The sequence below is a fragment of the Rhizobium sp. UGM030330-04 genome (assembly GCF_003208455.1).
In the GTDB taxonomy this organism is placed as follows: Bacteria; Pseudomonadota; Alphaproteobacteria; order Rhizobiales; family Rhizobiaceae; genus Agrobacterium; species Agrobacterium rhizogenes_A.
In genome coordinates this window covers 177,816-204,017 of the sequence record NZ_QKML01000011.1, presented here as the reverse complement: position 1 = coordinate 204,017, position 26,202 = coordinate 177,816, and the positions used below count along the sequence as shown (strand labels likewise).

Annotated in this window: 20 protein-coding genes; 8 read left to right on the top strand and 12 right to left on the bottom strand. The window is 60.8% G+C overall.

Translation table 11 applies throughout. From position 1 onward, the window contains the following. The 4 genes from N434_RS17905 to N434_RS17890 form a co-directional block, all read right to left on the bottom strand. Complete coding sequence (locus N434_RS17905) at positions 1-996, bottom strand: ABC transporter permease (RefSeq protein ID WP_110759658.1); 996 nt, start codon at positions 994-996, stop codon at positions 1-3. Further along, positions 993-2,009 (bottom strand): ABC transporter permease, encoded by a 1,017-nt coding sequence (locus N434_RS17900; protein ID WP_110759657.1) that lies wholly within the window; start codon positions 2,007-2,009, stop codon positions 993-995. Before N434_RS17900 ends, N434_RS17905 begins: the two co-directional genes overlap by 4 nt. Beyond that, the gene (locus N434_RS17895; RefSeq protein WP_110759697.1) at positions 2,002-3,492 is read right to left on the bottom strand and encodes a sugar ABC transporter ATP-binding protein; all 1,491 of its coding nucleotides are present in this window, start codon (positions 3,490-3,492) and stop codon (positions 2,002-2,004) included. The genes N434_RS17900 and N434_RS17895 overlap by 8 nt, the downstream gene beginning before the upstream one ends. 118 nt (positions 3,493-3,610) lie before the next feature. Continuing rightward, positions 3,611-4,588 carry a substrate-binding domain-containing protein gene (locus N434_RS17890; RefSeq protein ID WP_046801275.1) on the bottom strand — a complete coding sequence of 326 codons (978 nt, stop codon included), beginning with the start codon at positions 4,586-4,588 and terminating at the stop codon, positions 3,611-3,613. A 237-nt stretch (positions 4,589-4,825) separates the two neighbouring features. Here N434_RS17890 and N434_RS17885 point away from each other — a divergent pair, with 237 nt between their 5' ends. The 5 genes from N434_RS17885 (at position 4,826) to N434_RS17865 (ending at position 11,544) form a co-directional block, all read left to right on the top strand. Further along, complete coding sequence (locus N434_RS17885; RefSeq protein ID WP_065116797.1) at positions 4,826-5,905, top strand: LacI family DNA-binding transcriptional regulator; 1,080 nt, start codon at positions 4,826-4,828, stop codon at positions 5,903-5,905. A 117-nt stretch (positions 5,906-6,022) separates the two neighbouring features. Continuing rightward, positions 6,023-6,349, top strand: coding sequence for a tetratricopeptide repeat protein (locus N434_RS17880; protein ID WP_110759695.1), 327 nt, complete (start codon positions 6,023-6,025; stop codon positions 6,347-6,349). Positions 6,350-6,514: 165 nt separating this feature from the next. Then, positions 6,515-8,398, top strand: a complete 1,884-nt coding sequence (locus N434_RS17875; protein WP_110759693.1) for a sigma-54-dependent Fis family transcriptional regulator — start codon at positions 6,515-6,517, stop codon at positions 8,396-8,398. Positions 8,399-8,554: 156 nt separating this feature from the next. Further along, positions 8,555-9,628, top strand: a complete 1,074-nt coding sequence (locus N434_RS17870) for a 2,3-butanediol dehydrogenase (protein ID WP_110759656.1) — start codon at positions 8,555-8,557, stop codon at positions 9,626-9,628. Positions 9,629-9,741: 113 nt separating this feature from the next. Next, the gene (locus N434_RS17865; RefSeq protein WP_110759691.1) at positions 9,742-11,544 is read left to right on the top strand and encodes an NAD(P)/FAD-dependent oxidoreductase; all 1,803 of its coding nucleotides are present in this window, start codon (positions 9,742-9,744) and stop codon (positions 11,542-11,544) included. 114 nt (positions 11,545-11,658) lie between these two features. Here the strand turns inward: N434_RS17865 and N434_RS17860 are convergent, their stop codons facing one another. The 4 genes from N434_RS17860 to N434_RS17845 all read right to left on the bottom strand — a co-directional run bounded on the left by N434_RS17860 (position 11,659) and on the right by N434_RS17845 (position 17,184). After that, positions 11,659-13,245, bottom strand: a complete 1,587-nt coding sequence (locus tag N434_RS17860) for an ABC-F family ATP-binding cassette domain-containing protein (RefSeq protein ID WP_110759655.1) — start codon at positions 13,243-13,245, stop codon at positions 11,659-11,661. 180 nt (positions 13,246-13,425) lie between these two features. Beyond that, positions 13,426-15,216 carry an ABC transporter ATP-binding protein gene (locus N434_RS17855; protein ID WP_110759653.1) on the bottom strand — a complete coding sequence of 597 codons (1,791 nt, stop codon included), beginning with the start codon at positions 15,214-15,216 and terminating at the stop codon, positions 13,426-13,428. Between the two features lie 463 nt (positions 15,217-15,679). After that, complete coding sequence (locus N434_RS17850; protein ID WP_065116801.1) at positions 15,680-16,669, bottom strand: Bug family tripartite tricarboxylate transporter substrate binding protein; 990 nt, start codon at positions 16,667-16,669, stop codon at positions 15,680-15,682. A gap of 176 nt (positions 16,670-16,845) precedes the next feature. Continuing rightward, positions 16,846-17,184, bottom strand: a complete 339-nt coding sequence (locus tag N434_RS17845; RefSeq protein WP_065116802.1) for a GCG_CRPN prefix-to-repeats domain-containing protein — start codon at positions 17,182-17,184, stop codon at positions 16,846-16,848. A gap of 185 nt (positions 17,185-17,369) precedes the next feature. Between N434_RS17845 and N434_RS17840 the strand changes: the two genes are divergently transcribed. Continuing rightward, on the top strand, positions 17,370-17,570 hold the full coding sequence (locus N434_RS17840; protein WP_110759651.1) for a hypothetical protein: 201 nt from the start codon (positions 17,370-17,372) through the stop codon (positions 17,568-17,570). An 11-nt stretch (positions 17,571-17,581) separates the two neighbouring features. On the opposite strand, the gene N434_RS17835 is transcribed toward N434_RS17840, so the two are convergent. The 4 genes from N434_RS17835 to N434_RS17820 all read right to left on the bottom strand — a co-directional run bounded on the left by N434_RS17835 (position 17,582) and on the right by N434_RS17820 (position 23,127). Then, on the bottom strand, positions 17,582-18,643 hold the full coding sequence (locus tag N434_RS17835) for an ABC transporter ATP-binding protein (protein ID WP_110759649.1): 1,062 nt from the start codon (positions 18,641-18,643) through the stop codon (positions 17,582-17,584). Next, positions 18,640-20,871, bottom strand: coding sequence for an ABC transporter permease (locus N434_RS17830; protein WP_110759647.1), 2,232 nt, complete (start codon positions 20,869-20,871; stop codon positions 18,640-18,642). The genes N434_RS17835 and N434_RS17830 overlap by 4 nt, the downstream gene beginning before the upstream one ends. Before the next feature lie 85 nt (positions 20,872-20,956). Continuing rightward, positions 20,957-21,982: an ABC transporter substrate-binding protein gene (locus N434_RS17825; protein WP_110759645.1), complete on the bottom strand. Its 1,026-nt coding sequence runs from the start codon at positions 21,980-21,982 to the stop codon at positions 20,957-20,959. 116 nt (positions 21,983-22,098) lie between these two features. Next, on the bottom strand, positions 22,099-23,127 hold the full coding sequence (locus N434_RS17820) for an ABC transporter substrate-binding protein (RefSeq protein ID WP_502695778.1): 1,029 nt from the start codon (positions 23,125-23,127) through the stop codon (positions 22,099-22,101). A gap of 210 nt (positions 23,128-23,337) precedes the next feature. On the opposite strand from N434_RS17820, the gene N434_RS17815 reads away from it, so the two are divergent. Beyond that, the gene (locus N434_RS17815) at positions 23,338-24,084 is read left to right on the top strand and encodes a response regulator transcription factor (protein WP_046801265.1); all 747 of its coding nucleotides are present in this window, start codon (positions 23,338-23,340) and stop codon (positions 24,082-24,084) included. Next, positions 24,081-26,198, top strand: a complete 2,118-nt coding sequence (locus N434_RS17810) for a sensor histidine kinase (RefSeq protein WP_110759641.1) — start codon at positions 24,081-24,083, stop codon at positions 26,196-26,198. The genes N434_RS17815 and N434_RS17810 overlap by 4 nt, the downstream gene beginning before the upstream one ends. Positions 26,199-26,202: the final 4 nt, after the last annotated feature.

Below are 26,202 nucleotides of genomic sequence, written 5' to 3'. Positions count from 1 at the left end.
TCATACCTTCTTTCTGAGAGATGCGAAGTAACCTGAAAACAGGCCGCGCGCCGCCATGACGACAATCATCAGCACACCCCAAAGCGCCGTTGCCAGATGCTGGTTGGCGCCGAGAAGGTTGAGCCCGGACGACAGGAGCTGCAGCACGATCAGCGCGACGAAAACGGGCAGCACACGGCCGAAGCCACCGAATGGATTGATGCCGCCGAGGAACGCCGCCAGTACCGTGATCAGCAGGTAGGATTCACCGTGTCCCACACGCACCGAGTTGAAGCGGGCAAGCATGATGATGCCGGCGACGGCACACATGAGACCCGAGAGCGTATAGACGAGCACCTGGATCTTGCGGGTGTTGAGACCGGAATAACGCGCCGCCTCGATATTGGAGCCGATCATCAGCAGACCGAAACCGAGCTTCGTGCGGGTCAGGAGCACGTGCCACAGCCCGACGCAGGCGATGAAGATCAGCAGCGGGATGGGCAACCCGAAAAGCGTGCCGTGACCAAGCGGCGCCATATAGGCCGGAAAACCGGATACATCGCCGCCACGCGTCAGAAATTCCCCGAGCCCGCGCAGGAAAATCATCATCGACAGGGTGACGAGGATCGGGTGCGCGCGGGTATAGGCAATCGCCGCGCCGGTCATGGCGCCGGCTGCACCACCGGTGGCAAGGGCGGCAAGGCAGGCGAGCAGGAAGGCGCTCGGCGATGCGTCCACGCCGCCATGGGCCTGCAGCACCCATGCTGCCGCAAGCCCCGACAGATTGGCGGCGAAGGTGACGGAAAGATTGATCCCGCCGGTCAGCAGCGGCAGCAGCATCGCCAGTGTCAAAAGACCGAGCTCCGGCAACTGAAAGGCGACCGAACCGAATGTGGCGAGCGACAGGAAATTATCCGCCAGCGTCCCGAAGATGAGCATGACAGCGACAAAGGCAATCACCGGCCCGGCCATGTCGGCACCGAAAATTGCGTTGAATTTGCGAACGAAGCTGCTCATCGCTGCGCACTCCCCTTTTTAGCGGAGGTCCGCAAGGCTGCCGGCAGCAGCTTGTCGAACCGGGTGGAGGACAGCGTGATTGCGATGAGAATGATGGCGCCGACGATCATCTTGAATGCAAAGGGAGACACGCCCATCAGGTTGAGGCCGTTCTGGGTGATGGACACCATCAAGACCCCGAGCACGCAGCCGATGACCGAACCCTTGCCGCCGCCAAGCCGCGCGCCGCCAAGCACGGTGGCAGCAAGAACATCCAGCTCGCGGCCATAAAGCGCGTTGGGCACGACCTCCTGCGCGTAATGCGCCTGCATGAGCCCGGCAATGCCCGCCATCAGGCCAAGCCAGCCGAAGGAAATATAATGCATGGCGCCAATATTGATGCCGAAGCGGCGTGCGCCTTCCGGATTGTCACCGAAAGCATAAAGTTTGCGGCCGACGGTGGTGCGAGAAATCATGAACCAGGTGGCGAAGCAGCAGAGGATCATGACCACGACCGGCAATGTCAGCTCGACCCAGGAACCATCCGGCATCTCGCGCTCGTAAAACACCACGCGGGTCGAAAGCCATTCCGGCAAATCGTAGATCGACACGCCCTTGGTGAAGAACATCAGCAGGCCGAAGAAGATGTTGAAGGTGGAAATGGTCGCAACGATGGAAATGATATTGAGCCGCCAGACCAGAAAGGCGTTGACGAAGCCAAGACCAAGGCCGACGGCGCCGGCAATGATGAAACCTTCCGCCCAGTTGCCGCCGCCGAGCGCATTGAGCGCCAGCACCGTGACATATTGCACGACGGAAGCGGCAACCGCGAAGGAGATGTCGATACCGCCCGAAATCAACACGACAAGCAGGCCGACAGCAAAGATGATGTTGACCGCCGAGACATTCAGCACATCGAAGGCATTGGAGATGGTGAGGAAACGGTCGGTTGCAAGGGACAGGCCCGTGCAGAGCAGCACCATGACCACAAGCAGCGTGAATTCGGTCGTATGTCCGAGGATGAGCCTACGCATAGATGGCGGACTCCAGTTCGGTAAGCGACACATGTCGCGGATCATGGGTGGCGTGGAACCGGCCTTCGACCATGTGAATGATCCTGTCTGTGTTGAAATAGACTTCCGGCGGTTCATCTGAGATGACGATGATCGACAGACCTTCGGCCGCGAGCTTGCGGACGATTTCGAAAATGCCGGCGCGGGCACCGACATCGACACCCACGGTCGGCGCATCCAGAATGAGGATTTTCGGCCCGATCGCCAGCCACTTGGCAATGGCGACACGCTGCTGGTTTCCGCCCGAAAGCGTGCGGATCGGGTCTTCCGGCAGGCCGATCTTGACACCGAGCGCTGAAATCCAGCGCGAAACCACATCCGCCTTTTTCGATGGCGAGATAAGGCCGCCCGTCAGCAAACGGTCCAGCGAGGCCATGACGAGATTATCAGCAATCGACTGGGGCTGATTGAGACCAAGCGCCAGCCGGTCTTCGGAAAGATAGGCGACGCCGGCCCGGATCGCATCCCGGTTGGAATGGAAATTCACCTTCTTCCCCTCGATCAGGATTTCACCCGATTGCGGCCGATGCATACCGAAAAGGGTTAAGGCCAGTTCGGTGCGTCCGGCTCCCAGCAGGCCGGTAATCCCCAGCGTTTCGCCCTGCCGCAGATCGAAAGACACATCTTCAAACTCACCAGCGCGCGTCAGCCCGCGCACGGAGAGAACAACGGGCTTGTCATTGTGATCAGCGGCAATGACGGCGCTGTCGAAATTACGGCCGGTCATCAGTTCGGTCACGCGTGACTGGGTCATGCCTTCAACCGGGAAGACCCCGACAAGCGACCCATCGCGCAGCACGGTGATGCGGTCCGAAATCTCAAGCACTTCCGCAAGGCGGTGCGAGACGAAGACAACCGCAACGCCGGAGGCGGAGAGGTTGCGGACGATGTCGATCAGGTAGTCCGTTTCCGATTGCGTCAGCGACGCGGTCGGTTCGTCCATGAAAACGAGGCGCGCTTCCCCGACCAGTGCACGAGCAATCGCCACGATCTGACGCTGAGCAATGGGCAGTTCCTTCAGCGGACGGTGGAGGTCGATCTCAACGCCGAGCCGTGCCAGAGCCTTCTCGGCCGCTTTTGCGATCGCGCCCTTGTCGACCAGCCCGTATCTGCCGTTCACCGCGTACTGAAAACCGATATTTTCCGCCACCGACATTTCATCAAACAGCGCCAGATCCTGCCAGATCACCTGAATGCCAAGCGATTGCGCAAGCGTCGGGGTCATCGCGGCTATCGGCTTGCCGTCGAAATACAGTTCAGCATCATTTTCCGGCGTATAAACGCCGGTGATGACCTTGATCAGCGTGCTTTTGCCACAGCCGTTTTCACCGGCCAGGCAATGCACTTCACCGGAATTGACCTCAAAAGAAACGCCTTTCAGGGCGCGAACGCCGCCAAAGGTGACTTTGACATTCTTGAGGGACAGGAGCGGTTCTGCGCTCATGATGGCGTATCTCTCCTTTCGCCGCGAAAGCATCGCAGACGTGGCGCTCGGCATATTTCTTGGGATGGGCGTCGCGCGAGCATTCCGTCTCGCGCGACGCCTGCGGCTCCGGGGAGGATCAGAGGCCCATGGAAACGAGCTTGTCGATGCTTTCCTTGTCGATCTTCAAAAGCTGATCGACGACGATGGTGTTACCCTCGGGATTGATGGTGCCGAGACCTTCGATATTGTCACCGGCCTTGGGCGTTTCGCCCTTGGCGATACGGTCCGCGAGGGTGATGAAGACTTCACCGGCCTGTTTCGGGTTCCACATGAAGCCGCCTGTCAGCGCGCCCGATTTGATCAGCTTGGCGCCCTGCCCCGGCGAAAACGGGCCGATGACGAAGACCTTGCCATCCTTGCGCCGCTCTTCGACGGCACGCCCGGCACCGATCGGTCCCTGCGAACCGAAGGCAAGGAAACCGCTCAGGTCGGCATTGGCGGACATCAGATCGAGCGCCGTCGACCGGCTCTTGTCGAGATCTTCGGCGACGCCGTAGCGATCGCCGACGAGCTTCATGTCCGGATAATTGGCCTTGATATAGGCGATGGCGGCATCGGCCCAGGCATTGTGAAGCGGCACGGTGAGCGAACCGACGAAGACGGCATAAGAACCCTTGCCGCCCATCTTTTCCGCCAGAAGCTTGCCATGCGCTTCACCGAAGCCCTTGGCGGAAGCCAGTTCGAAATCCCAGTCGGCGCCAAGCTGTTTGGGCGATTCATGGGTGATGACCTTGATGCCGGCGGCCTGGGCCTTCTTCAGCACCGGTTCCAGCACCTTCGCATCATTCGGCACGACACCGATGAAATCGACTTTCTGGGCGATCAGGTCTTCGATGGCACGAACCTGCAGGGCCGGGTCGGCGCTGGTCGGGCCAACCATGAAACCGTCAACGCCGAGCTTCTTGCTCTGCTCCTTGATGCCGGCCTCCATGGCATTGAACCACGGAATACCGCCGATCTTGACGACGACGCCAACCTTCGGCCCTTCGGCGAAGGCCGCGGATGAGAGCAGCGCAAGCGACAGGCCGAGCGCCGCGGCAATAATTTTCTTCATGATGTTCCTCCTCAAAAAATCGGCAAACGAAATCCGCCGCAGCCAGTTTTTCCCTGCCGCGCTTCAAATCTCTCATCTCGCTTATTCGAGACTCTCCCTTGCCACTCCCATAGCAACCATCCTGCACAATCGATATTGCCAAACTGCACAATCGATGGTGCAATAACCATATCATGAAGCTCCCTTCCGTCAAGGGGATGCGTGCTCTAATAATCAGAATCAGCTGGGGAGATCGAAGTGACAGGCATAAGTTCCAAGAAAGCCACCATTTATGACTTGTCGCTCTTGTCTGGCGCATCAGCCTCGACAGTGAGCGCGGTGTTGAATGGATCGTGGCGCAAGCGGCGGATTTCGGAGGAAACCGCAGACAAGATACTCTCGCTCGCCAAGGCACAGCGCTACACCACCAATCTGCAGGCCCGTGGCCTCAGGAGCTCAAAATCCGGTCTCGTCGGACTTCTGGTGCCGGTTTATGACAATCGGTTCTTTTCATCGATGGCGCAGACCTTCGAGGGGCAGGCACGCAAACGCGGCCTGTCGCCGATGGTGGTTTCCGGGCGGCGCGACCCTGAGGAGGAACGTCGCACCGTCGAGACGCTGATCGCCTATTCGATTGATGCCCTGTTCATCGCCGGCGTCACCGATCCCGATGGCGTTCACCAGGTCTGCGCCCGCGCCGCCCTTCCGCACGTCAATATCGACCTGCCCGGCAAATTTGCGTCGTCCGTCATTTCCAACAACCGGCACGGCGCGGAAATCCTGACATCGGCAATCCTTGCCCATGCGGCAAAGGGCGGGTCGCTCGGTCCTGACGACGTCATCCTGTTTGGCGGTCATGACGACCACGCCAGCCGCGAGCGTATTGACGGCTTTCATGCCGCGAAAGCCGATTATTTCGGCGTACAGAGTGGTGACGATATCGAGATCACCGGTTATTCGCCGCGCATGACGGAACTGGCATTCGAGCGCTTCTTCGAGCGCAGGGGCCGCCTTCCCCGCTGTTTCTTCGTCAATTCATCGATCAACTTCGAAGGGTTGCTTCGTTTCATGGGGCGTCATGACGGGGAAGCGTTTGGCGACATCGTCGTCGGCTGTTTTGACTACGACCCCTTCGCGTCATTTCTTCCCTTTCCCGTTTACATGATCAAACCCGATATTGCGCAAATGCTCGAAAAAGGGTTCGAACTGCTGGAAGAGAACCGCGCAGAGCCCGAAGTCACCATTATCGAACCCCAGCTCATTCCCCCGCGCACCGCCCTTGAAGGGCCGCTTGATGATATCTGGGATCCGGTCGCGGTACGCCGCATATCAAGGTGAAACACTCCACTCCATCAGCGGAGGTTTCCTCCGGAGAGGCGCCAATCTCCGCTTGACCTCAACCGCGCTTGACGTCGTATCGATTTGCATGAAGCCCACCATTGCAATGGAATGACGATGATTGAAAAGCTCCTGAAGATGCTGGAAGACGGTAAAGATGCCCCTCTCCTGCGCTTTTCACTGGCGAAGGCCCTGATGGCCGCGCGGCAATTCGACGATGCGGCGCAACATCTGCGCGAGGCGGTTCACCAAGACCCCGACTACTCGGCAGCCTGGGCGGCACTTGGCGAATGCCTTATGCATCTCGGAGACGACGACGGTGCCGTTGCCGCGTGGACTGAAGGCAGCGCGGTCGCCATGAGAAAGGGAGACATCCAGGCAAAACGGCAGATGGACGTCCGGCTTCGGCGTGCGCAATCACGGCACCTTAAAGATGTCAGCTAGGTCGCCACGCCGTCATGTCGCAGAAATGACGCACCTTCCGGCAGGCATAAAATCCTTCCGTGCGACCTCTTCGCCGCCCGGTAGCCGGAAGATTGGCCAGTTTCCATAAAACTGGCTATGATCGCCGGAAAATCACGGGAGGCGGCCGTTGAGGGCCGGTGGTTTATGGGCTTTTCGGACCACGTCAGGGAAATCGAAAACGTTGGGCAAGGCCGAAATACCGGCCGGGATGCCGTCGTCCTTGAATCCTGGCGGCGCTGTCTGGAAACCTACCAACTAGATCCTTCCAAGGCCCGTGAGGCGGTCATCATTTCCGAGACATGCCTGCGTGAGCATCGCCAGCAGGCCGAAGACCTCGTGCACATTGCACGCTCCGGTCTGGAGCGGCTTTACCGGCAGGTGGCCGAGCAGAATTACGTTCTATTGCTTTCCGACCGTCAGGGTGTCACGGTCGAATTCCTGGGCGACCCGTCATTCAACAATAATCTGCGCAAGGCCGGGCTATATCTCGGCTCGGAATGGTCGGAACCACGGGCCGGCACCTGCGCCGTCGGCGCCTGCATCGCCACCGGCGAAGCACTGACCATCCACCAGACCGACCATTTCGATGTGACGCACACGCCACTCTCCTGCACCGCGGCACCCATTTACGATATGCAGGGCGCGCTGACAGCAGTGCTCGACATTTCGCTGCTCAGTTCGCCGATCCTCAAGACAAGCCAGAACATGGCGCGCCATCTCGTCTCTTCCACCGTCCGCAGGATCGAGCTGGCCAACCTGATGGCCAGCAGCCGCCACGACCTGGTTCTGCGGTTTGCGGGCGCACCGGAATTTCTGGATGTCGATCCTGAAGCGGCGCTGGCGGTGGATGGTTCCGGCCGGATCACCGGCATGACGCACGGCGCCGCCCGTCTTCTTGCCGCATCTCGCGGGCTTGACTGGCGAATGTCGGAGCGTCTTCTCGGGCAGCGGGTGGAGGCGTTTTTCGAGGCGGACTTCGATGAACTTGCCTCCCTGACACGGTCAAGCCTTCCGCAGGACAGACGCATCATGGTGCGCGACGGAACGGTGCTTTATGCCCATGCAATCGAACCGCAGCACCGGCGGTCGGGCGTGCCGCTTGCACGGGGCAAATCCCTGCCGGTGACGGAGCGGATCGGAGGCGACGGGCCGGCAATTCGAAGCCTCACGCGGAAGGTGGAGAAACTCGCACCGACGAAATTGCCGATCCTGCTGCAGGGACAGACCGGAACCGGCAAGGAACATTTGGCCCGCATCATTCATGACGCCAGCGGCGTTTCCGGCCGCTTCGTCGCGGTCAACTGCGCCGCCATTCCCGAACAGCTCATCGAAAGCGAATTGTTCGGATATCTGCCGGGTGCCTTCACGGGCGCTCTGGCGAAAGGCCGCAAGGGGCTGGTGGAAGAAGCGCAGGGCGGAACACTTTTTCTCGACGAAATCGGCGACATGCCGTTTGCCGCGCAAAGCCGGCTGTTGCGCGTTCTGGCGGAGGGCGAAATTCTTCCCGTCGGTGGCTCCACGCCGCAGAAGGTGGACTTCAGGGTTATTTCCGCCTCCCATCGCCCTCTTGGCGACATGGTGCTGGCCGGCGCGTTCCGCGAAGATCTCTATTACCGGCTAAACGCGGCAGTCCTGACGCTGCCGGCGCTCGGCGAGCGCGATGATTTTCCGTGGATTCTCGACAGGATACTCGAAAAACACGGAATGCCCGGCCGTCCGCTCACGCTTTCCGACGCTGCCCACGTGATAATCCGTCATCACCGCTGGCCGGGCAATATACGCGAGCTGGACAATGCGATCGCCTTTGCCGCAGCCCTTTGCGACGACGGGCTGATTACGGTGGAAGATCTTCCCGAGCAGCTTGTCCCCGCCTCCTCAGCGCCCTTGATCGACAGCCGCGGCACCGATCTTCACGCACTGCTGGCCACCTGCAACGGCAACGTATCCGAGGCGGCCCGGCGGCTCGGTATCGATCGCACAACCCTGCATCGCCGCATACGGCGCCTGGGGATGGGAAAACCTCACTGAATGTGAGGCACATGCCACAGCTGTAGCGCCACAACTGTGGCGGAACGGGAAACAGGTGTTTCCGTAAAAGCCCGCGATTTCGGGGTTCCGGCATAAAGGCCCTTCTGGCACGGGCATTGCTCCTTTTCTGGCATCGACAGCCATCGAGGAGGAAACATGCGCGCGCTCAGATTTCATGCAGCCAAGGATTTGCGGATCGAAGACATTCCCGAACCGAAGCAGCCGGGACCGGGACAGGTTCTGGTCCGCAACCGTTTCGTCGGCATCTGCGGAACAGATCTGCACGAATACAGCTACGGCCCGATCTTCATACCCACCGAGCCGCACCCTTTCACCGGCGCCCATGGCCCGCAGGTGCTGGGCCACGAGTTCGGCGGCATCGTTGAAGCCGTTGGCGAAGGCGTGACCTCGGTAAAGGTGGGGGATCGGGTATCAATCCAGCCGCTCGTGATGCCGCGATCCGGCGACTATTTCGCCGACCGTGGCCTTTTCCATCTCAGCACGCAACTTGCGCTGGTCGGCCTCAGCTGGGATGGCGGCGGTATGGCGCAGGCGGCGCTCGTGAACGAATACAATGTCCAGAAGATTCCCGACAGCATGACGGATGAAGAAGCGGCGCTGGTCGAGCCGTCAGCCGTCGCCGTTTATGCCTGCGACCGCGGTGGTGTTACCGCCGGCAACAGCGTGCTGGTGACGGGCGCTGGCCCGATCGGCATGCTGACCCTGCTGGCGGCCCGTGCGGCCGGGGCTGCGCAGCTTTTCGTCTCCGATCTCAACGATGCGCGTCTTGAACTTGCCCGCTGCGTCATTCCCGATGTGATCACGATCAACCCCAAACGCGACACTGTCGGCGATGTCGTCCGCTCGGCGACGGAAGGACATGTCGGCTGCGATGTGGCCATCGAATGTGTGGGGAATGAACATGCGCTCAAGGCCTGCGTCGATGCGGTGCGCAAGCAGGGCGTCGTGGTTCAGACCGGGCTGCATCCCCACGAAAACCCGGTCGACTGGTTTCAGGTGACATTCCGCGACCTGGAGATAAAGGGTTCCTGGGCCTATCCCACCCACTATTGGCCAAGGGTCATCCGCCTTATCGCATCCGGCCTGCTGCCGGCGACGAAGATCGTCACCAGGCGCATCACGCTCGATACGGCGGTTACGGAGGGGTTCGACGCCCTTCTCAACCCCGCCGGCACGCATCTGAAAATCCTGATCGACCTTTCGAAATAGGCTTCGGCCTGCGAGTGCCGGGAAGAGGAGCCCGGCCTGTGCAGGCCCGCAAGTCTCGAAGCGGCGATGTCGCCGCTTCACGATCCAGACCAAGCACCATGGAGGAGATGAATATGCTTGATGTCAGCCCCGCGACAAAAATCGACACGGTTCTTTCCAAACTCGGCAAGGCGCTCGAAAGCGGCGACATAGACTCCGCCGTCAACCTGTTTCAGGCCGATTGCTATTGGCGCGATCTGGTGACGTTTACCTGGAACCTGAAGACGCTGGAAGGCCGGGAGCAGGTCCGCGACATGCTCGCAAGCCAGCTTTCCGCGATCAAACCCTCGGGTTTCGCGCAGGATGTGAAGGAGCAGGCCTCGGAAGGAAACGGCGTCACGGAAGGCTGGTTCGAGTTTGAAACGGCGCTCGCCCGCGGTTATGGCCACATCCGCCTCAAGGACGGCCTGATCTGGACCTTGCTCACCACCATGAGCGAACTGAAGGGCCACGAAGAACCGAAGGGCATTCGCCGCCCGATGGGCGCGGAACACGGCCACGACCGCAACCGCCGGACCTGGAAGGAAAAACGCGAGAGCGAGGCCGCTGAACTCGGTTATTCGGAGCAGCCCTATGTCGTCATCATCGGCGGCGGACAGGGCGGCATCGCCCTTGGCGCGCGCCTCCGCCAGCTGGGTGTACCGACGATCATCATCGAGAAGAACGAAAGGCCGGGCGACAGCTGGCGCAAGCGCTACAAGTCGCTCTGCCTGCATGATCCGGTCTGGTACGATCACCTGCCCTATATTCCCTTCCCGGAAAACTGGCCCGTCTTCACGCCGAAGGACAAGGTGGGCGACTGGCTGGAAATGTATACGAGGGTGATGGAGCTGAACTACTGGGGCTCCACCACCTGCAAATCCGCGCAATATGACGAGGCGGCGGGCGAATGGACCGTCGTGGTTGATCGTGCGGGCAAGGAGGTCGTATTGCGGCCGAAACAGCTGGTGCTGGCGACCGGCATGTCCGGCAAGGCCAATGTGCCGAAATTCCCCGGGCAGGATGTCTTCAAGGGCGACCAGCAGCATTCTTCGCAGCATCCGGGTCCGGATGCCTATGCCGGCAAGAAGGTGGTGGTGATCGGCTCCAACAACTCCGCCCATGATATATGCGCCGCACTCTGGGAGGCGGGCGCTGACGTCACCATGCTGCAACGCTCATCCACCCATATCGTGAAATCGGACTCGCTGATGGACATTGGCCTCGGCGATCTCTATTCCGAACGGGCGGTCGCAAGTGGCATGACGACACGCAAGGCCGACCTTATCTTCGCCTCCCTGCCCTACAGGATCATGCACGAATTCCAGATTCCGGTTTACGACCATATCCGCGAACAGGACGCCGATTTTTATGCGGCACTGGAGAAAGCCGGTTTCATGCTCGATTTCGGCGATGACGATTCCGGGCTCTTCATGAAATATCTGCGCCGTGGATCGGGTTATTACATCGATGTCGGCGCCTGTGACCTCGTGATCGACGGCTCGATCAAGCTGAAATCCGGCGTCGACGTCTCCCACCTCACCGAAAATGCCGTGGTCCTGAAAGATGGCACGGAACTGCCGGCCGATCTGGTGGTCTATGCAACCGGTTACGGCTCGATGAACGGCTGGGCGGCCGATCTGATTTCGCGCGAGGTGGCGGACAAGGTCGGCAAATGCTGGGGTCTTGGTTCCAACACAACCAAGGACCCAGGACCATGGGAAGGCGAACAGCGCAACATGTGGAAGCCAACACAACAGGAGGCCCTGTGGTTCCACGGCGGCAACCTGCACCAGTCCCGGCATTACTCGCAATATCTCTCACTTCAGCTGAAGGCGAGGCAAGCCGGCCTGAAGACCCCCGTATACGGTCTTCAAACACCACATCACCTGTCCTGATTCCATCCGCAGGACGTTTGGGGCGAAGTCGTCCATATCAGGCGGTAGCGGCGATCTTGTCGCCGCTACCGCGCATGGCCCATCATTTCCAGCCTCCACATGAAAGAACAGACCTCACGGCCCGCCAAGGGCAAACCGCCGGTCGATGCCAATCTTGCCGAGAAACGCCTCGTCATGACTGACAACCAGCAAAGCCCCGTCATAGGCTCGCAGGCCGGCCTCCACGGCCGCGATGGAATCGATATCCAGATGGTTTGTCGGTTCATCGAGGATCAGCAGTTGCGGCGGCTGCGGGCCACAAAGAACGCAGGCAAGACCTGCGCGCAGCATCTGGCCACCCGAAAGCGTTCCGACGATCTGCAGGGCGGCATCGGCACGAAACATGAAGCGGGCAAGCGCTGACCTGCAGGCATTCTCCCCGGCCTGCGGGTTGAGCCGAAGGAAATTGTCGCGGATCGACAGATTCGGATCCAGCAGGCTGACCTGCTGGTCCAGAAAGACGGACATCACACCTAGGTGGACCGTCCCTGACAATGGCGGCAGTTCCTTCCTGATCACGGAAAGCAGCGTGGTCTTTCCCGATCCGTTCGGGCCTGTCACGGCCACGCGCTGCGGGCCGGTGATTTCGAAGGACAGGTCGGCGAATACGGGGTGTTTTCCCGAATAACCCGCGCTCAGGTTTTGCAGGCTCAGCACGGTCCTGGTCTTGTGCAACCCGCTGGATGGCAGGGTGACAGTAAGGTCCTGAAGGACTTCGATCCGCTGTCGCGCCGTCTGCAAATCCTCGGTCGCTTCGGCTTTCAGGCGACTGGCGAGGTTGGCATTGTCGCCGCTGGTCTTCTCGGCTCGCCTCTTCATGCCGCCGGCGGCAATGCGGGGCATATCCCCCTTTGCCGCTTTGGCGGCGCCCTTTGCGTCGCGCCGGGCCTTGCGTTCCAGTGCTTCCTGCGACCGACGTTTTACCTCGGCGAGGCGCTTCCCGGCGCTGGCGAGATCCTGTTCGGCGGCGGCGAGTTCCAGTGCCTTTTGCGCGCGGTAATGGCTCCAGTTGCCGCCATAACGGGTTGCACCCAGCGTCGTCATTTCGACGATCGCATCAAATGTATCGAGAAGTTCACGATCATGGCTGACGACAATCGCTCCGCCACTCCAACCCGCCAGAAAATCGGCGACGAACAGACGACCGTCACGGTCGAGATTGTTGGTCGGTTCGTCGAGGATCAGGAAGTCCGGGGCGGCATGGATTTGGGCGGCAAGTGCTGCCCGTGTGCGCTGCCCGCCGGACAGTGCCGAAAGCAGCGTTGACGGCGAAGCGTCCAACCCGACCGCAGCCAGCGCATCGGCAATTTTTTCCTCCAGCATCCAGTCAACGTCGCCAAGCTCTTCAAGTGTGGCCAGCCCCGCCTGGGCGCGGGAAAGAACCTTGAGCGCCTCACGCGCATTGAAAAGATCCGCGACGGTCTCCCCGGGCATAACCTGCACGATTTGCCCGAGAACGCCGATCCTGCCGGAGACGGAGACCGTGCCGGCAGACGGCGACAATTCACCGGCAATCAGCTTCAGAAGCGTGGTCTTGCCGACGCCGTTGCGCCCGACAAGCCCGGCCCGTTCGAGACCGAAGCGAAGATTGATGTTGGAAAAGAGCGGATGACCGTCAGGCGTGGACCATGAGAGGTCTGAAAGGGTGATGGAACAAGGCATGGATATGGTTTCCCCTGATGACAAGGCGTTGCGGCTTTGTGATCGGGTTGAAATCCATGGTTCACCATCCTGTTGGTATTGCGGAGAGAACGCCACTAACCGAAAAAAGCGGCGCGTTCGTGGCACTGGTTTGAAGTTGCGGATGAAACGCCGGAGGATGAACTCCGGCGTCTCGTTGTTTCAGGCCACCAGGCCCTTGGTCAGTTCCAGCGCCTGCCGTTCGAACAGCCGGCGGTAGATGCCGTCATTGAGGCGGATAAGCGCCTGATGGTCGCCTTCTTCGACAATCTTGCCCTTGTCGAACACCAGCAGCCGGTCCAGCGCCCTGACGGTGGAGAGCCGGTGCGCGATGACCAGCGTCGTGCGGCCAACCATCAGCCGTTCCATGGCCTGCTGGATCTGTACTTCGCTTTCGCTGTCGAGGCTCGAGGTGGCCTCGTCAAGGATCAGCACCGGCGCATCAGCAAGGAATGCACGGGCAATGGCGACGCGCTGGCGTTCCCCGCCCGAGAGCTTGACGCCGCGTTCGCCGACCATGGTTTCATATCCTTTTGGAAGGGACATGATGAACTCATGGGCACTGGCCTGTTTTGCCGCCTGCTCGATTTCACGCCGCGAGGCGTCCGGCCGGCCATAGGCGATGTTTTCCGCCAGCGTGCGGTGGAACAATATGGGTTCCTGCTGCACGATGGCGATCTGGCCGCGCAGGCTCGATTGCGTCACATCGGCGATATTCTGCCCGTCGATACGGATTGCACCCGACCTGATGTCGTAAAGGCGCTGGATGAGCTTGACGAAGGTCGTCTTGCCCGAACCGGAATGGCCGACCAGCCCCACACGTTCACCCGGCTTGATGGTGACCGAGAAGTCATCATAAAGCGGGGTGGGATGCGCGCCATATTGGAACGTGACGTGATCGAAGACGATCTCGCCCTTGCCGATATCAAGCCGCGCGGCATCCGGCCTGTCTTCGACGCCAAGCGGCATCTTGTCCAGCAGCACCAGCTCTTCCATGTCGTTGACGGCACGTTGCAGGTTGCGGATATCCTGCCCCACATCACGCAGGTAACCCTGCAGCACGAAGAACATGGCGAGCACGAAGGTGATATCACCCGGCGTCGCCAGCCCCTGTCGCCACATGATGAGGCCGGTGCCGAGAATGCCGGCCTGCATGGACACCATCATGAAGCTCTGAATGGTGCCATTCAGCGTGCCGCGCCGCCATGTTCTGCGCGTGCGGTTATCCCATTTCACCAGCACGTGACCCAGCCGCGTTTCCTCACGCGTTTCAGCGCCAAAGGCCTTGACGACCGAGTTGCAGCTGATGGCATCCGCCAGCGCACCGCCAAGCCTTGTATCCCAGGCATTGGCAAGCCGCGCCGCAGGCGACACATAACCCATGGAAAGAGCCACGGTGACACCGACATAGATCAGCGAGCCGAGGCCGACGATGAGGCCCATGACCGGCCAGTAGCTGCCGAGCACGATGGTGGCGCCAACCAGCATCACCAGCGACGGCAGAAGGGCGATGAGCAGCAGGTCGTTAAGCGAATCCAGCGCCCACATGCCGCGCGTGATCTTGCGCACCGTAGAGCCGGCAAAGCTGTTGGCATGCCAGTCCGTGGAGAACCGCTGCACCTTGTGGAAGCCGCTATTGGTGACGTCAGCCATGGTTTTCAGCGTGAGCCTGATGATGCCGTTAAAGATGAACCAGCGCAGCACCACGCTGGTGAGACCAAGCGACACTACGATGACAAAAGCGTGCAGCGCCTTGTCCGCCCCGTTGCCGCCGGCGATGGCATCAACGATCTGACCGGAAAAAACCGGTACCATGACTTCGGCCAGCGTGCTGGCAATGACCAGCACGATGATGAAACCCACCAGTGCCGGCCGGTGGCTCCAGTGGTGAAAAACAAAGCCGAGCACATGACGATAGGCATCGGCGCGGAAATCGAGCTTCTTGCGAGACATTTTAACCAGCACGGCGCCAGAAAATCGGCAACCGGTCCTCAAAACGGAAGTTGGATGGCACAGCCCGGACGGGAGACGGAATGATCCCGTCAGATCAATCGGGCCATGAAGGAAAAAGCCGCATGTCGGGCGCGCGCAGGGCGGGCCGCGAATGGATATGACCTAGTGTCGGGTCATTCCCTGCGGGAGGATTTCGGTGAATGCTGGTGTCATGCAACGCCTCCCTTTGTTTGATCTGACGCGGTGATACGTTTTGTAGCTGAGTGATTTGAGCTTGCCAAGCCGATTTTTGCAACCTTATGGCAAGTGATGCGGAAACGACACATTGGCCGATGCGACAGGCCCGTCTCAGGCCGAGCCATGATGGCAGCTTCGGCCATGGGTCTTCAGCAGCAGGTGATACTGCGCGCCCCAGAACGGCGCGCGCAGCACGGTATCAACGGACCGGGGTTATCGTTCCCGATCAGTCCATCTGGACATTTGCATCCTTGACCACCGGTTCCCATTTGGCGATTTCGGCGGCAACGTGGCTTTTCAGCTCATCTGGTGACGAAGCGACGATCTTGGCGCTGAATTCCGCCATGCGCGCGGCCACGTTCGGATCGGCAAGCGCTTTCTTGGCGGCGGCATTCAGCTTGTCGATCGCTTCGGCCGGTGTGCCTGCCGGCGCAAAGAGCGCGTTCCAGGTATAGGTTTCATAACCCGGCACGGTCTCGGCAATGGTCGGCAGGTCCGGGAAGGATGAGGCACGCTCGGCCGTGGTTACGCCAAGCGCCCGCAACGTGCCGGACTTGATGTGGCCTGATGACGACGGCAGATTGTCGAACATGATCGAAATCTGGTTGCCGAGAAGATCGTTGAGCGCAGGACCAGCCCCCTTATAGGGAACATGCTGCATGCTGACACCAGCCATGCTCTTGAACAGTTCACCCGAGAGATGCAGCGGCGTGCCATTGCCGGAAGAAGCATAGGCATATTTGTCCGGCTCGGCCTTGAGAAGCGCAATCAGTTCCGCAACGCTGTTGACGTTGAGTTTCGGATTGACCACCAGCACATTCGGCACCACCACCAGCAGCGAGACCGGGGCGAAATCCTTTTCCGGATCGTAAGGTTTCGTTTTGAGGATGAGCGGATTGAGCGCATGGGTCGCAACCGTGCCCATCAGGATCGTATAGCCGTCTGGCTCGGCCCGGGCGACACGGTCTGCACCGAGATTGCCGCCAGCGCCGGCGACATTTTCAACGACGATCTGATGGCCAAGCTCATCGCCCATCTTCTGCGCGATGACGCGCGCCACCACATCGGTGGAGCCGCCCGCCGCGAAAGGCACGACCAGCGTAATGGTCCGATCAGGAAAACCCTCGGCGCTCGCCGTCATTCCCAGCATGCAAAAGGAAGCTGCCGTGGCGGCAAGCTTCAACACCATACGCCGTTTCGAAAACCGATAATTCATGAACCCTCCTGTAACATGGCCTCCCCGCCACGCCGGCATAGTAGCTCAAATGCCCTTGAGAGCAAGCCGTGGGCGCCGCTGCCGGGAAAGCGGCCCCAGGAGGACATCGGACACACGGGCCTGACGCCGCGCCCCAACGGGAAAGGCCCTCCCGGTTAAGAGAGGGCCTTGCCTGATTACCAGCGATAATAATCGCGACGGTCGCGCCATTCCCGGTGTTGCCGCCAGTCGCGGCGGTCTCGCCGTTCCCGCCATTCTCTGCGGGCCTGACGTTCGCGCCATTCGCGGCGCCCTTCCCAGCGGTCGCGCCTGTCCCAGCCACGCTCGTAACGCGGCGGTCCGTTCGGACGGCAATAGCCGCGCGGCGACAGATGAAAACCGCGGCCGCAGGCATAGTCGACGGTCTGGACATTGGATGTCGCAGGTGCAGACGGCTGCCCCACGGGCATGGCGTTCGCGCCGGTGCCGAACAGGGCGCTGAGAATCATTCCTGCGCCAAAAATCATCTTACGCATGTCATCTCCCTCCTTATGGGATGGCGGGATTTAGCGCCTCGGCGGGTGAACTGCGGCTGAATGAATCTGGGTGTTTTCGTGGCAGGAAATCGCACTTCATGGCGAGGATGAGGCCACGCAGCCTGACGCATGGTTGCGGCCACGTGGTTTTGGCCCTAGGTCTCAAGGCGACGGGGAGACAGCGATTGGACATCGATCAGGACGAAAAGCACGATCCGAAGCCAGCGGGCAGACGCCCGATCTGGCCATGGTTGCTGCTGGGGCTGTTCACGCTGCTCGGCATTCACCTCTATATGGAGGTGAATGCCGCAATCGACGATCTTACCCGCACCTGGAGCGACCTCGTGCAGCTGTTCTGGTGGATCATGCCCGATCCGCAGGACTGACGGGCAGCCCCTCAGGACTGGATCAGCGCAATGCCGCGGTTCTTAAATCCGAGGGTGACATCGCTTTGCGGCGGCAGGCTGGTCTCGACCGCATGGTCGACGATGAAGAGCGTGCCGATATCGGTCTCGACTTCATATTCGACATGACCGCCGAGATAGGCGCTGTGCAGCACCCGGCCGGCAACCCCTTGCCCGCCCGGTTGGCCGATGGCAATCGAACCCGGGCGCACGGCTAGTTTGGCCGGACCGGGCCGGGCATTGCGCGCCGAAACCCGATGATCGATGCCGCCGACGCGGATCAGCGCATCTGGCCCGTCAATGCTGATCACCTCACAGCCGACGACATTCGCCTCGCCCATGAAGTCGGCGATGAAGGCGGAGGCCGGGGCCTCGTAAAGATCGCGGGGCGCACCCGACTGGGCGATTTCGCCATCCTTCATCACGATGATCCGGTCGGAAACCGCCAGCGCCTCGTCCTGATCATGGGTCACGTAAACCGCGGTAAAACCGAGCCGCTGCTGCAATTCGCGAATTTCAGTGCGCACCCGCCGGCGAAGGCGGGCATCGAGGTTGGAAAGCGGCTCGTCCAGCAACAGCACCTGCGGTTCCAGCACCAAAGCGCGGGCAACGGCCACGCGCTGCTGCTGACCGCCGGAAAGTTCGGCAGGCAGGCGGTGGCCCATGCCGGCAAGGCCGACGAGCTTCAGTCCCTCTTCCGCCTTTTCCCGTGCTTCCGCCTTGCGCAATCCCGAGGATTGCAGGCCATAGGCGACATTGTCGAGCGCCGTCATGTGGGGGAAAAGCGCATAGGACTGGAAGACCATCGAGACATCGCGCTCATTGGCAGGCAGCATGGTCACATCCTTGTCACCGATGAGGATGCGGCCGGAGGTCGGATGTTCAAGACCCGCCAGCATACGCAGCGTCGTCGTCTTGCCGCAACCGGAGGGGCCAAGCAGGGTTACCAGCGTGCCAGGCTCGATGGTGAGCGACAGGTCGGGAATGGCGGTGAAGGCGCCGAAGGTCTTGCGGACATTCTGAAAGGTGACGGAGCCGGGTTTTACGGAAATCATGCGGTTTTCTCCTGGGCAAGAGGAACGGAGGAAGCGGATGGCAGGCCGGCGACGCGGTTTTCGCGCCGCAGGCGTCGCTCACCAACAATGAGCTGGAAGCCGGTAATGACGGTGATCATCACCACGATCAGCATCGAGGAATAGGCGATCGCCACACCATATTCGCCGTTTTCGACAAGGCCGACGATGTAGGACGTCGCCATGTTGTACTGGGCGCTGACAAGGAAGATGACGGCGCTGATGGAGGTGATGGCGCGCACGAAGGAATAGACCAGTGCGGCCGTGATTGCGGGCCTCAAGAGCGGCAGGATGACCTTGCGGATGGTGCGGAAACTATTGGCCCGCAGCGTCAGCGACGCCTCGTCGAGGCTCTTGTCGAGCTGGCTCATCGCCGCGATGCCGCCGCGCACGCCGACCGGCATGTTGCGGAAGACGAAGCAGGCGATGAGGATGAGTGCCGAACCGGTCATTTCCACCGGCGGCAGGTTGAAGGCCATGATGTAGCTGACGCCGATGACCGTGCCGGGAATGGCAAAGCTCATCATCAGTGCGAATTCGAAGAGGTTCCGCCCGGCAAATTTCTGCCGCACGATGATATAGGCGGTCAGAAGACCGACGGCAGCGGTGAGCGGTGCCGAAACCAGCGCGATCTCCATCGTCGTCCAGAACGAGTTCCAGGCAACGCCCGTCCAGGCAATAGAGCCGTTCGAGAAGCTGACGGAAAAGGCGCGAATGTAGTGATCGAAGGTCAGGGAATTATCGAGACCCCAGGTCTTCACGAAACCACCCACAAGGATCATGCCATAAACGACGATGGTGAAGACCATCCACGGCACGACGATGGCGTGAACACCAATGGACAGGCCGCGCGGCAGGGCGATATGCGCGCCGCTGTCGCCCTTGCCGGTCACCGTGGCGAAATTCTTGCCTGCCAGCCAGAAGCGCTGGGCAAGGAAGGCCGAAAGCGTGAAGCACAGAAGGATGATCGCCAGAACCGCGGCGCGGGAGGGATCATTCTGCGAGCCGACGACGGCGAAGAAGATTTCCGTCGACAGCACGCCATGGGTGCCGCCAAGCACCAGCGGATTGCCGAAATCCGCCATGCTTTCAATGAAGCCGATCAGGAAGGCATTGGCGAGACCCGGCTTCATCAGCGGCAGCGACACCCGCCAGAAGGTGCGCCAGCGGTCGGCACGTAACGTCTGCGAGGCTTCTTCCATCGACGGGCTGACACCTTCGACCACGCCGATCAGCACCAGAAACGAGATGGGCGTGAAGGAAAGAACCTGCGCGATCCAGATACCGGTCATGCCATAAAGCCACCGACCCGGCTCAATGCCGAAGAGATAGGAAAGCCATTCGGTGACGACACCGGCGCGGCCGAACAGCAGCGTCAGGGCAAGGCCGATGACAAAAGGCGGCGTGATGATCGGTAGAACGGTGAGAAGCCGCAGGCCCTTCTTGAAGGGAAAGCGGGTGCGGGTGGCGATCAGCGCAAAGCCAAGCCCGAGCACGGTCGAGCCGAAGGCGGTCATAAGGGCCAGAAACAATGTGCGCCAGGCAACGCCGCAACGCTCTTCACCCGTGACGCAGCCAAGGCTCCAGATGCCGGGATCCTTGATATTGCGGATAAAGCCATCGGCATTGAAGGAGCCGTCGAAATCCTGAACGGAGGCGATCAACATGCTGCCGATTGGATAAAAGACAAAAACCGCAACGAGGAAGACCAGAACGGAAATGGCGCCGACGACAAAGGCGTCGCCTTTCATGACGCCACGTTCGGCAAGTCCGAAGGCAAAAAGAAGCACGAAAACGAACGACATGACGACGGCACCCGCCCCCATGGACGCCTGTCCATCGGCAAGCATGCCGAAGAGGTTTTCACTCACCGTCCAGGTCCAGCCGGTAAAGCCGATCGCCAGCCCCTGCAAGGCAAGAAAAACGAGACCGGCAGCACCGATAAAGGCAAACAACCCGCCCCGGCGCATCGGATCACGCATCGGCCGGACAAGGCATGCGGCGAGGAAGAAAAGAACGATGCCGACAAGCCATGGTTTTCCATAGGACAGTATCTGCAGCACGCCCGGCGCATTGCTGGCGGTGGAGAAAAATCCGGACAGCCAGCGGAAGCTGAAAAAGCCGCCTTCGATGCGATACCAGGGGAGAAGAATGAGGGCAAAAGCCCCGAGCGCCAGGACGATGTCCAGCCTGCGATTGCCACGTGTCATGGCCGACCTCGCTTATTTCATGCCGATGAAAGAGTGGCGGACACCCCGGCTTTAAAAGCCGGGATGCCTGTCGCCGGAGTTAAGATCAGTTGGCGACCGCACCAACTTCGCGGTCCCAGCGCTCCAGAAGCGCCTTGCGCTTAGCCGAATCGCCATAGGTCTTGAAGTCGTAGTCGATGAGCTTGATGTCCTCGAACTTCGGCGCTTCCTTCGGCACTTCCGCCGTTTTGTTGGATGGGAGCTGGAAGGATTTGGCATCCTTCATGCGCGACTGCACTTCCGGCTTCAGCGCCCAGTCGTACCAGGTCTTGGCATTGTCGAGGTTACGTGCGCCCTTGATGATCGACATGGAGCCGATCTCGTAACCCGTGCCTTCGCAGGGCGCGATCGACTTGACGGGGAAGCCTTCCGCCGTCTGCGCCACCGCATCATGCATGAAGACGATGCCGAGCGCCGTCTCGCCACGCGCCGCCGCCTTGACCGGTGCGGAACCCGACTTGGTATATTGCGAGATATTGACGTTGAGCTTCTTCAGATAGTCGATCGCCTGATCTTCACCCATGATCTGCGCGAGCGAGGCAAGCGCGGTATAGGCGGTGCCCGAAGAGTTCGGATTGGCGATCTGGATTTCGCCCTTCAGTTCCGGCGCCAGCAGGTCGGCCCAGCACTTCGGCTCCTTGTAACCCTTCGACTTGAAGATTTCGGTGTTGTAGCCCCAGCCCAGCGCACCGGCATAAACGCCGACAGTCCTGTAACCGGTGCTTTCGGCCTGTTTCACGGCCCAGTCCTGCAACTGGTCGAGCATCGGCGACTTGTATTCCAGCGTCAGGTTTTCCGAGGCCGCCTGCATATGCGGATCGCCGGTGCCGGCCCACCAGATATCGGTCTTCGGGTTGCGGGCTTCCGCGCGCACCTTGGCATAGGTTTCGCCCGAAGACAGGCGCACCATATTGACCTTGATGTCGTGCGACTTTTCAAAATCGCCCTTCATCTGTTCGCAGATCACGACATCGGCCGAGCAGATGAGGTTCAGTTCGCCCGCCGCCTGCGCGGAAACGGCGCTCAGTGCCGTGCCGGCAAAAAGCAGGGTGGAAAGTATCGTCAGTCGCATGGTTATCCTCCTGTAGCTTGCGTCTGAATTCTTGGGCGGCGCGCGGACATGACGCTGCCGGTCGCGGCGCCCTGCGGCGCGCGCGCTGTCTTTTGGAATGTCGGTTTTTCTGACCCCTACTGGGTCTGGCTCGGGTGGATTTCGCTGTCGAAGCGGCTCAATAACCGACTTCGCTCTTCGGGTTGGCCAAAAGTGGCAAAGTCGTAATCCACCATCTTGATCATCGATATGTCGGGTGCAGTCAGCGGCAATGTCGCCCGGGCATTGGAAGGCACCTGGTTCTGGCCGGCCGCAGCCCCGGTCGCCTGCCCTTCCGGGCTCAGCGCAAATTCCACGAAATCCTGCGCAAGGGCCGTATTGCGGTTGCCCTTGACGATGCTGACCGCCCCGATCTCGTAACCGGTGCCTTCGCAGGGAGCGACGATGACCAGCGGAAATCCTTCGATCTTCTGGGTCACCGCGTCATGCATGAAGGAAATCCCGATCAGCACCTCGCCCCGTGCCGCCGCCTTGACGGGCGCTGCACCCACCTTGGTATAACCCACGACATTCTGGTTCAGTTTCGTCATGAAACCGAAGGCCTCCTCCTCGCCAAACAGCTGGACCAGCGTGGCGAGCATGGTGAAGGCCGTGCCGGAATAGTTCGGATTGCCGGTCAGGATATGGCCGCGATAAATGTCCTTGGCCAGATCCTTCCAGCAGGTGGGAGCCGGCAGATTGTTTCTGGCGAGCAGTTCAGAATTATAGGCAAATCCCAGCGCCCCGGCATAAACGCCGGCGGACCTTGAGCCGGACATCGCATAAAAATTCTGCGCCCAGGGCAACAGATCCTGCGGGTGCCGCGGCTGATATTCGTCCAGCAACCCTTCCGATCCGGCTTGCAGATGGGTATCACCGGTGCCACCCCACCAGACGTCGACTGTCGGGTGGGAGCGTTCGGCACGAATCTGGTCGAGAATTTCGCCTGTGCTCCTGCGAACCATCGAAATCTCAAGGCCGCTTTTTGCCTCGAAAGCCCGCTGCATGGCCACGCACCAAGCTTCGTCGACGCCGCACAGGACGTTCAACTTCGGCTCGGCCATGCCATGCCCTGCGCCGCACAGCCATAAAGCCATGCTCGCCGCAAGTGCGGTCAATCGTTTCACTTAAAGCCTCCCTGCCTGGAACCTCCCCGTTCCAGTCTCCACCAACAGCATGTCACATTCGGCCCGTACCGCAATCGAAGAATGGTTACCAATCTTTCACCGCACCGCCGAACAAGATTACAGATATTACAATTATGACAGGGGAGATAACCAGCGAGCCTTTGAAGATCGCCGCAGCCGCGCCTATGATGACGGCGGGAGGAAGATGCAGTGCTTAATCAGAAGGTTCGCATTCTGATCGTCGAGGACGATCCTGATATGGCCGAGCTTATCTCGGACCTCGTCGAGGCCGAGGGCTGGCTGCCCACCTGCGCCCGCTCCGCGGAAGAAGCGGACGAGATACTGGCACGGGACAGGATGCAGCTGGTGCTCGTTGACCATAATCTGCCCGGCACATCCGGCCGCACCTTCGCCCAGCGGCTGCGCGGCAAGGTCGATAGTGATATCGGCATTGTCATGGTCACAGCCGCCGGCAGCGCCGCCGACCGGGTTCTCGGTCTGGAAACCGCCGCCGACGATTATGTCGTCAAACCCTTCGAACCCATCGAACTGACGGCGCGGATCAAGGCCGTGTTGCGCCGGACGATCCCTTCGCTGAAACAGGAGAAGGACAGCGAGCGTGATCATGGCCGCACGGCGCTGCGTCTCGGCGACTGGGCGATCGATCTAGATGCCCGCCGGGCCGTCTGCCTTGCGGACCGCAGCCGCACGCTGACCAGCGCCGAATTCGCGCTGCTGGAAATTCTCGCCGAAACGCCCAACCAGCCCGTCAGCCGCTCGCAGATCCTCGACCGGCTGGGTTCGGAAAGCGACCGCTATATCGACCGCAATGTCGATGTGCTGGTGCTGCGACTGAGGCGCAAGATCGAGATAAACCCCGATCTGCCGCGCCATATCAAGACGCGGCGCGGCAAGGGATATGTACTCCATACCGATGAGGGCGAGCTTTCCCCGTGATCAGCCGTTCCTTCCTTTCCTCGATTGCCTTTCGGCTGCCCTTTGCGATCGTCTTTACCTGCGTCCTCGTCTTCAGCCTGTCGGCCATCGCCATCTATGGCCTGCAACGCGCCCGCGATGAGATGGCAGCCTATGGCTTGCAGGCCTTTTCCAGTCTCGCCAAGGCGTCACTGGTCTCGCGGCAGGTCTCCGATCTCGTTTCCAGCGCACCTTTCCTGATGAATGCCGCCTCGCCCTATCGCGTTTCCAGCGAAAGCCGCTCCGTAGTCCAGCAGGTCGACCTGCTGCTGGAGATGACCGGGCCGGGCAGCGGCGAACGGGCCGCACGCGGCTTTGCGAGCGAACGCATCGTCGAACTGCTTCAGCTTATCCGGGCGCAGACACTCGATCTCGCCAAGGATGCCGATGCCGCGCAGGCCCACAAGGCGGAAGCGGCGGCGGCACTGGGCGAAATCGCTACCGGTCGCGGCATTGCCGACCCGGAGCTGCGCCGGCGCATGAACGGCATCGTGCAGGCCGCCTCCGCATCCGACAGTCTTTTCCAGCTGGGCGAACTGCGCCGCCGTTATGTGGCAGAAACCACGGCCCGCCAGCAGGGTTACCCCGGCGAGCGGCTGCCTTTGGCCGAAATGCAGCCCTATGAGCGGGTCTTCGAAGCCCAGAGCCGTTACCTTCTGGAAATGTTCGCCATCCGCGCCTCGGTCTCCCGCCTTCACACCGTATCGCGCGATCTTTCCCATGTCACGGAAACCCAGGGCGATGCGGTTGCCCGCAGCCTGAACGAAGACCTGATCTCCACCTCCGATGCGCTCAGTCGCCTGCTGGTCATCGTGGCCGTCGCCTCCCTTCTGGTTCTGGTGGTGGCGATCCTCTCCATCCGCTCGGTGATGCGGGTATCACGCGGGATCGCGGCGCTCTCCAATGGCATGAATGCGCTTGCCAAAGGCGAAAAGGATGTCGGCCCACCCTCCTATAGCGGCTCGGAAACGGAGCTGATCCGCCTGCTCGACGCCTTCCGCGCCTTTCATGACAGCGTCGACCGCGTCTCGCGCCTCAGGCGCACGGCGGAAGCGGCGGCCCGCACCATCCGCTCGACCTTCCGCAACATGAATGAAGGCATAGCGCTGTTTGATGCAACCGGCCGGCCGATCACCATGAACCGCCGCATCATCGAACTGGTTGGGCGCTCCGGCTCGTCGCGCAAACTGCCGATCCGCCGGTTTGTCGAGCCGGTCCCGGAAATCGATCCCATGCTCCTGCCCTTCGAGAGCGAAAAGGGCGACCTGCTGGAGCGCGCCGTGGTGCGCCATCGCACCGGCGACCAGCGGGTTATCGAAATATCGATGTCGCGCCAACCGGATGGCGGCATCGTGCTGCTTGCCCGCGATGTCACAGCACTCGACCGGCAGGAGGCGGAAGCCGTAAAGGCCCAGCGGCTGGACGGCATCATGCGCATGACCCACCAGGTCAGCCATGAGGTGGGCAACATGATCGGCATCATCACCGGCAGCCTTGGCCTGCTGGAGCGCGAGGCGGGTTTCAACGACCGCCAGAACCGTCACATCGCCCGCATCCGCAAGGCAGCGGATCGCGGCCGGTCTCTCGCCAGCAGCATGTTGACCATCGGCAGCCAGCAGCCGATCCATCCCAGTTCAATCAATGTCGCCAACCTGCTGCGTGGCATGGCCGACATTCTCGAGATCGCGGTCGGCCCCAAATGCCGGATCGCGCTCGACCTCGACGACAATCTTCCCACAATCCCGCTCGACCCGGCGCTTTTCGAGCAATCCATCCTCAACCTCTGCCTCAATGCGGCGGCCGCCATGCCTGATGGCGGTCTGATCTCGATCGTGGCGGCCTGCGAGAAGGATACACTGGTGATATCAGTCACCGACGAAGGCATCGGCATGACGCCGGAGGCGGTGGACAAGGCGTTTGAGCCCTATTTCACCACCCGCGGCGACCATGGCGGCGCGGGCCTTGGCCTTGCCATGGTCTATGGCTTCGTGCGCCAGAGCGGCGGCGAGGCGCATATCAGTTCGAAACCGGGTGAAGGGACGAAGGTGCAACTGACATTTCCGGCAGGCACCGGGCTGGCGCAGAGGTCGGCATAATACC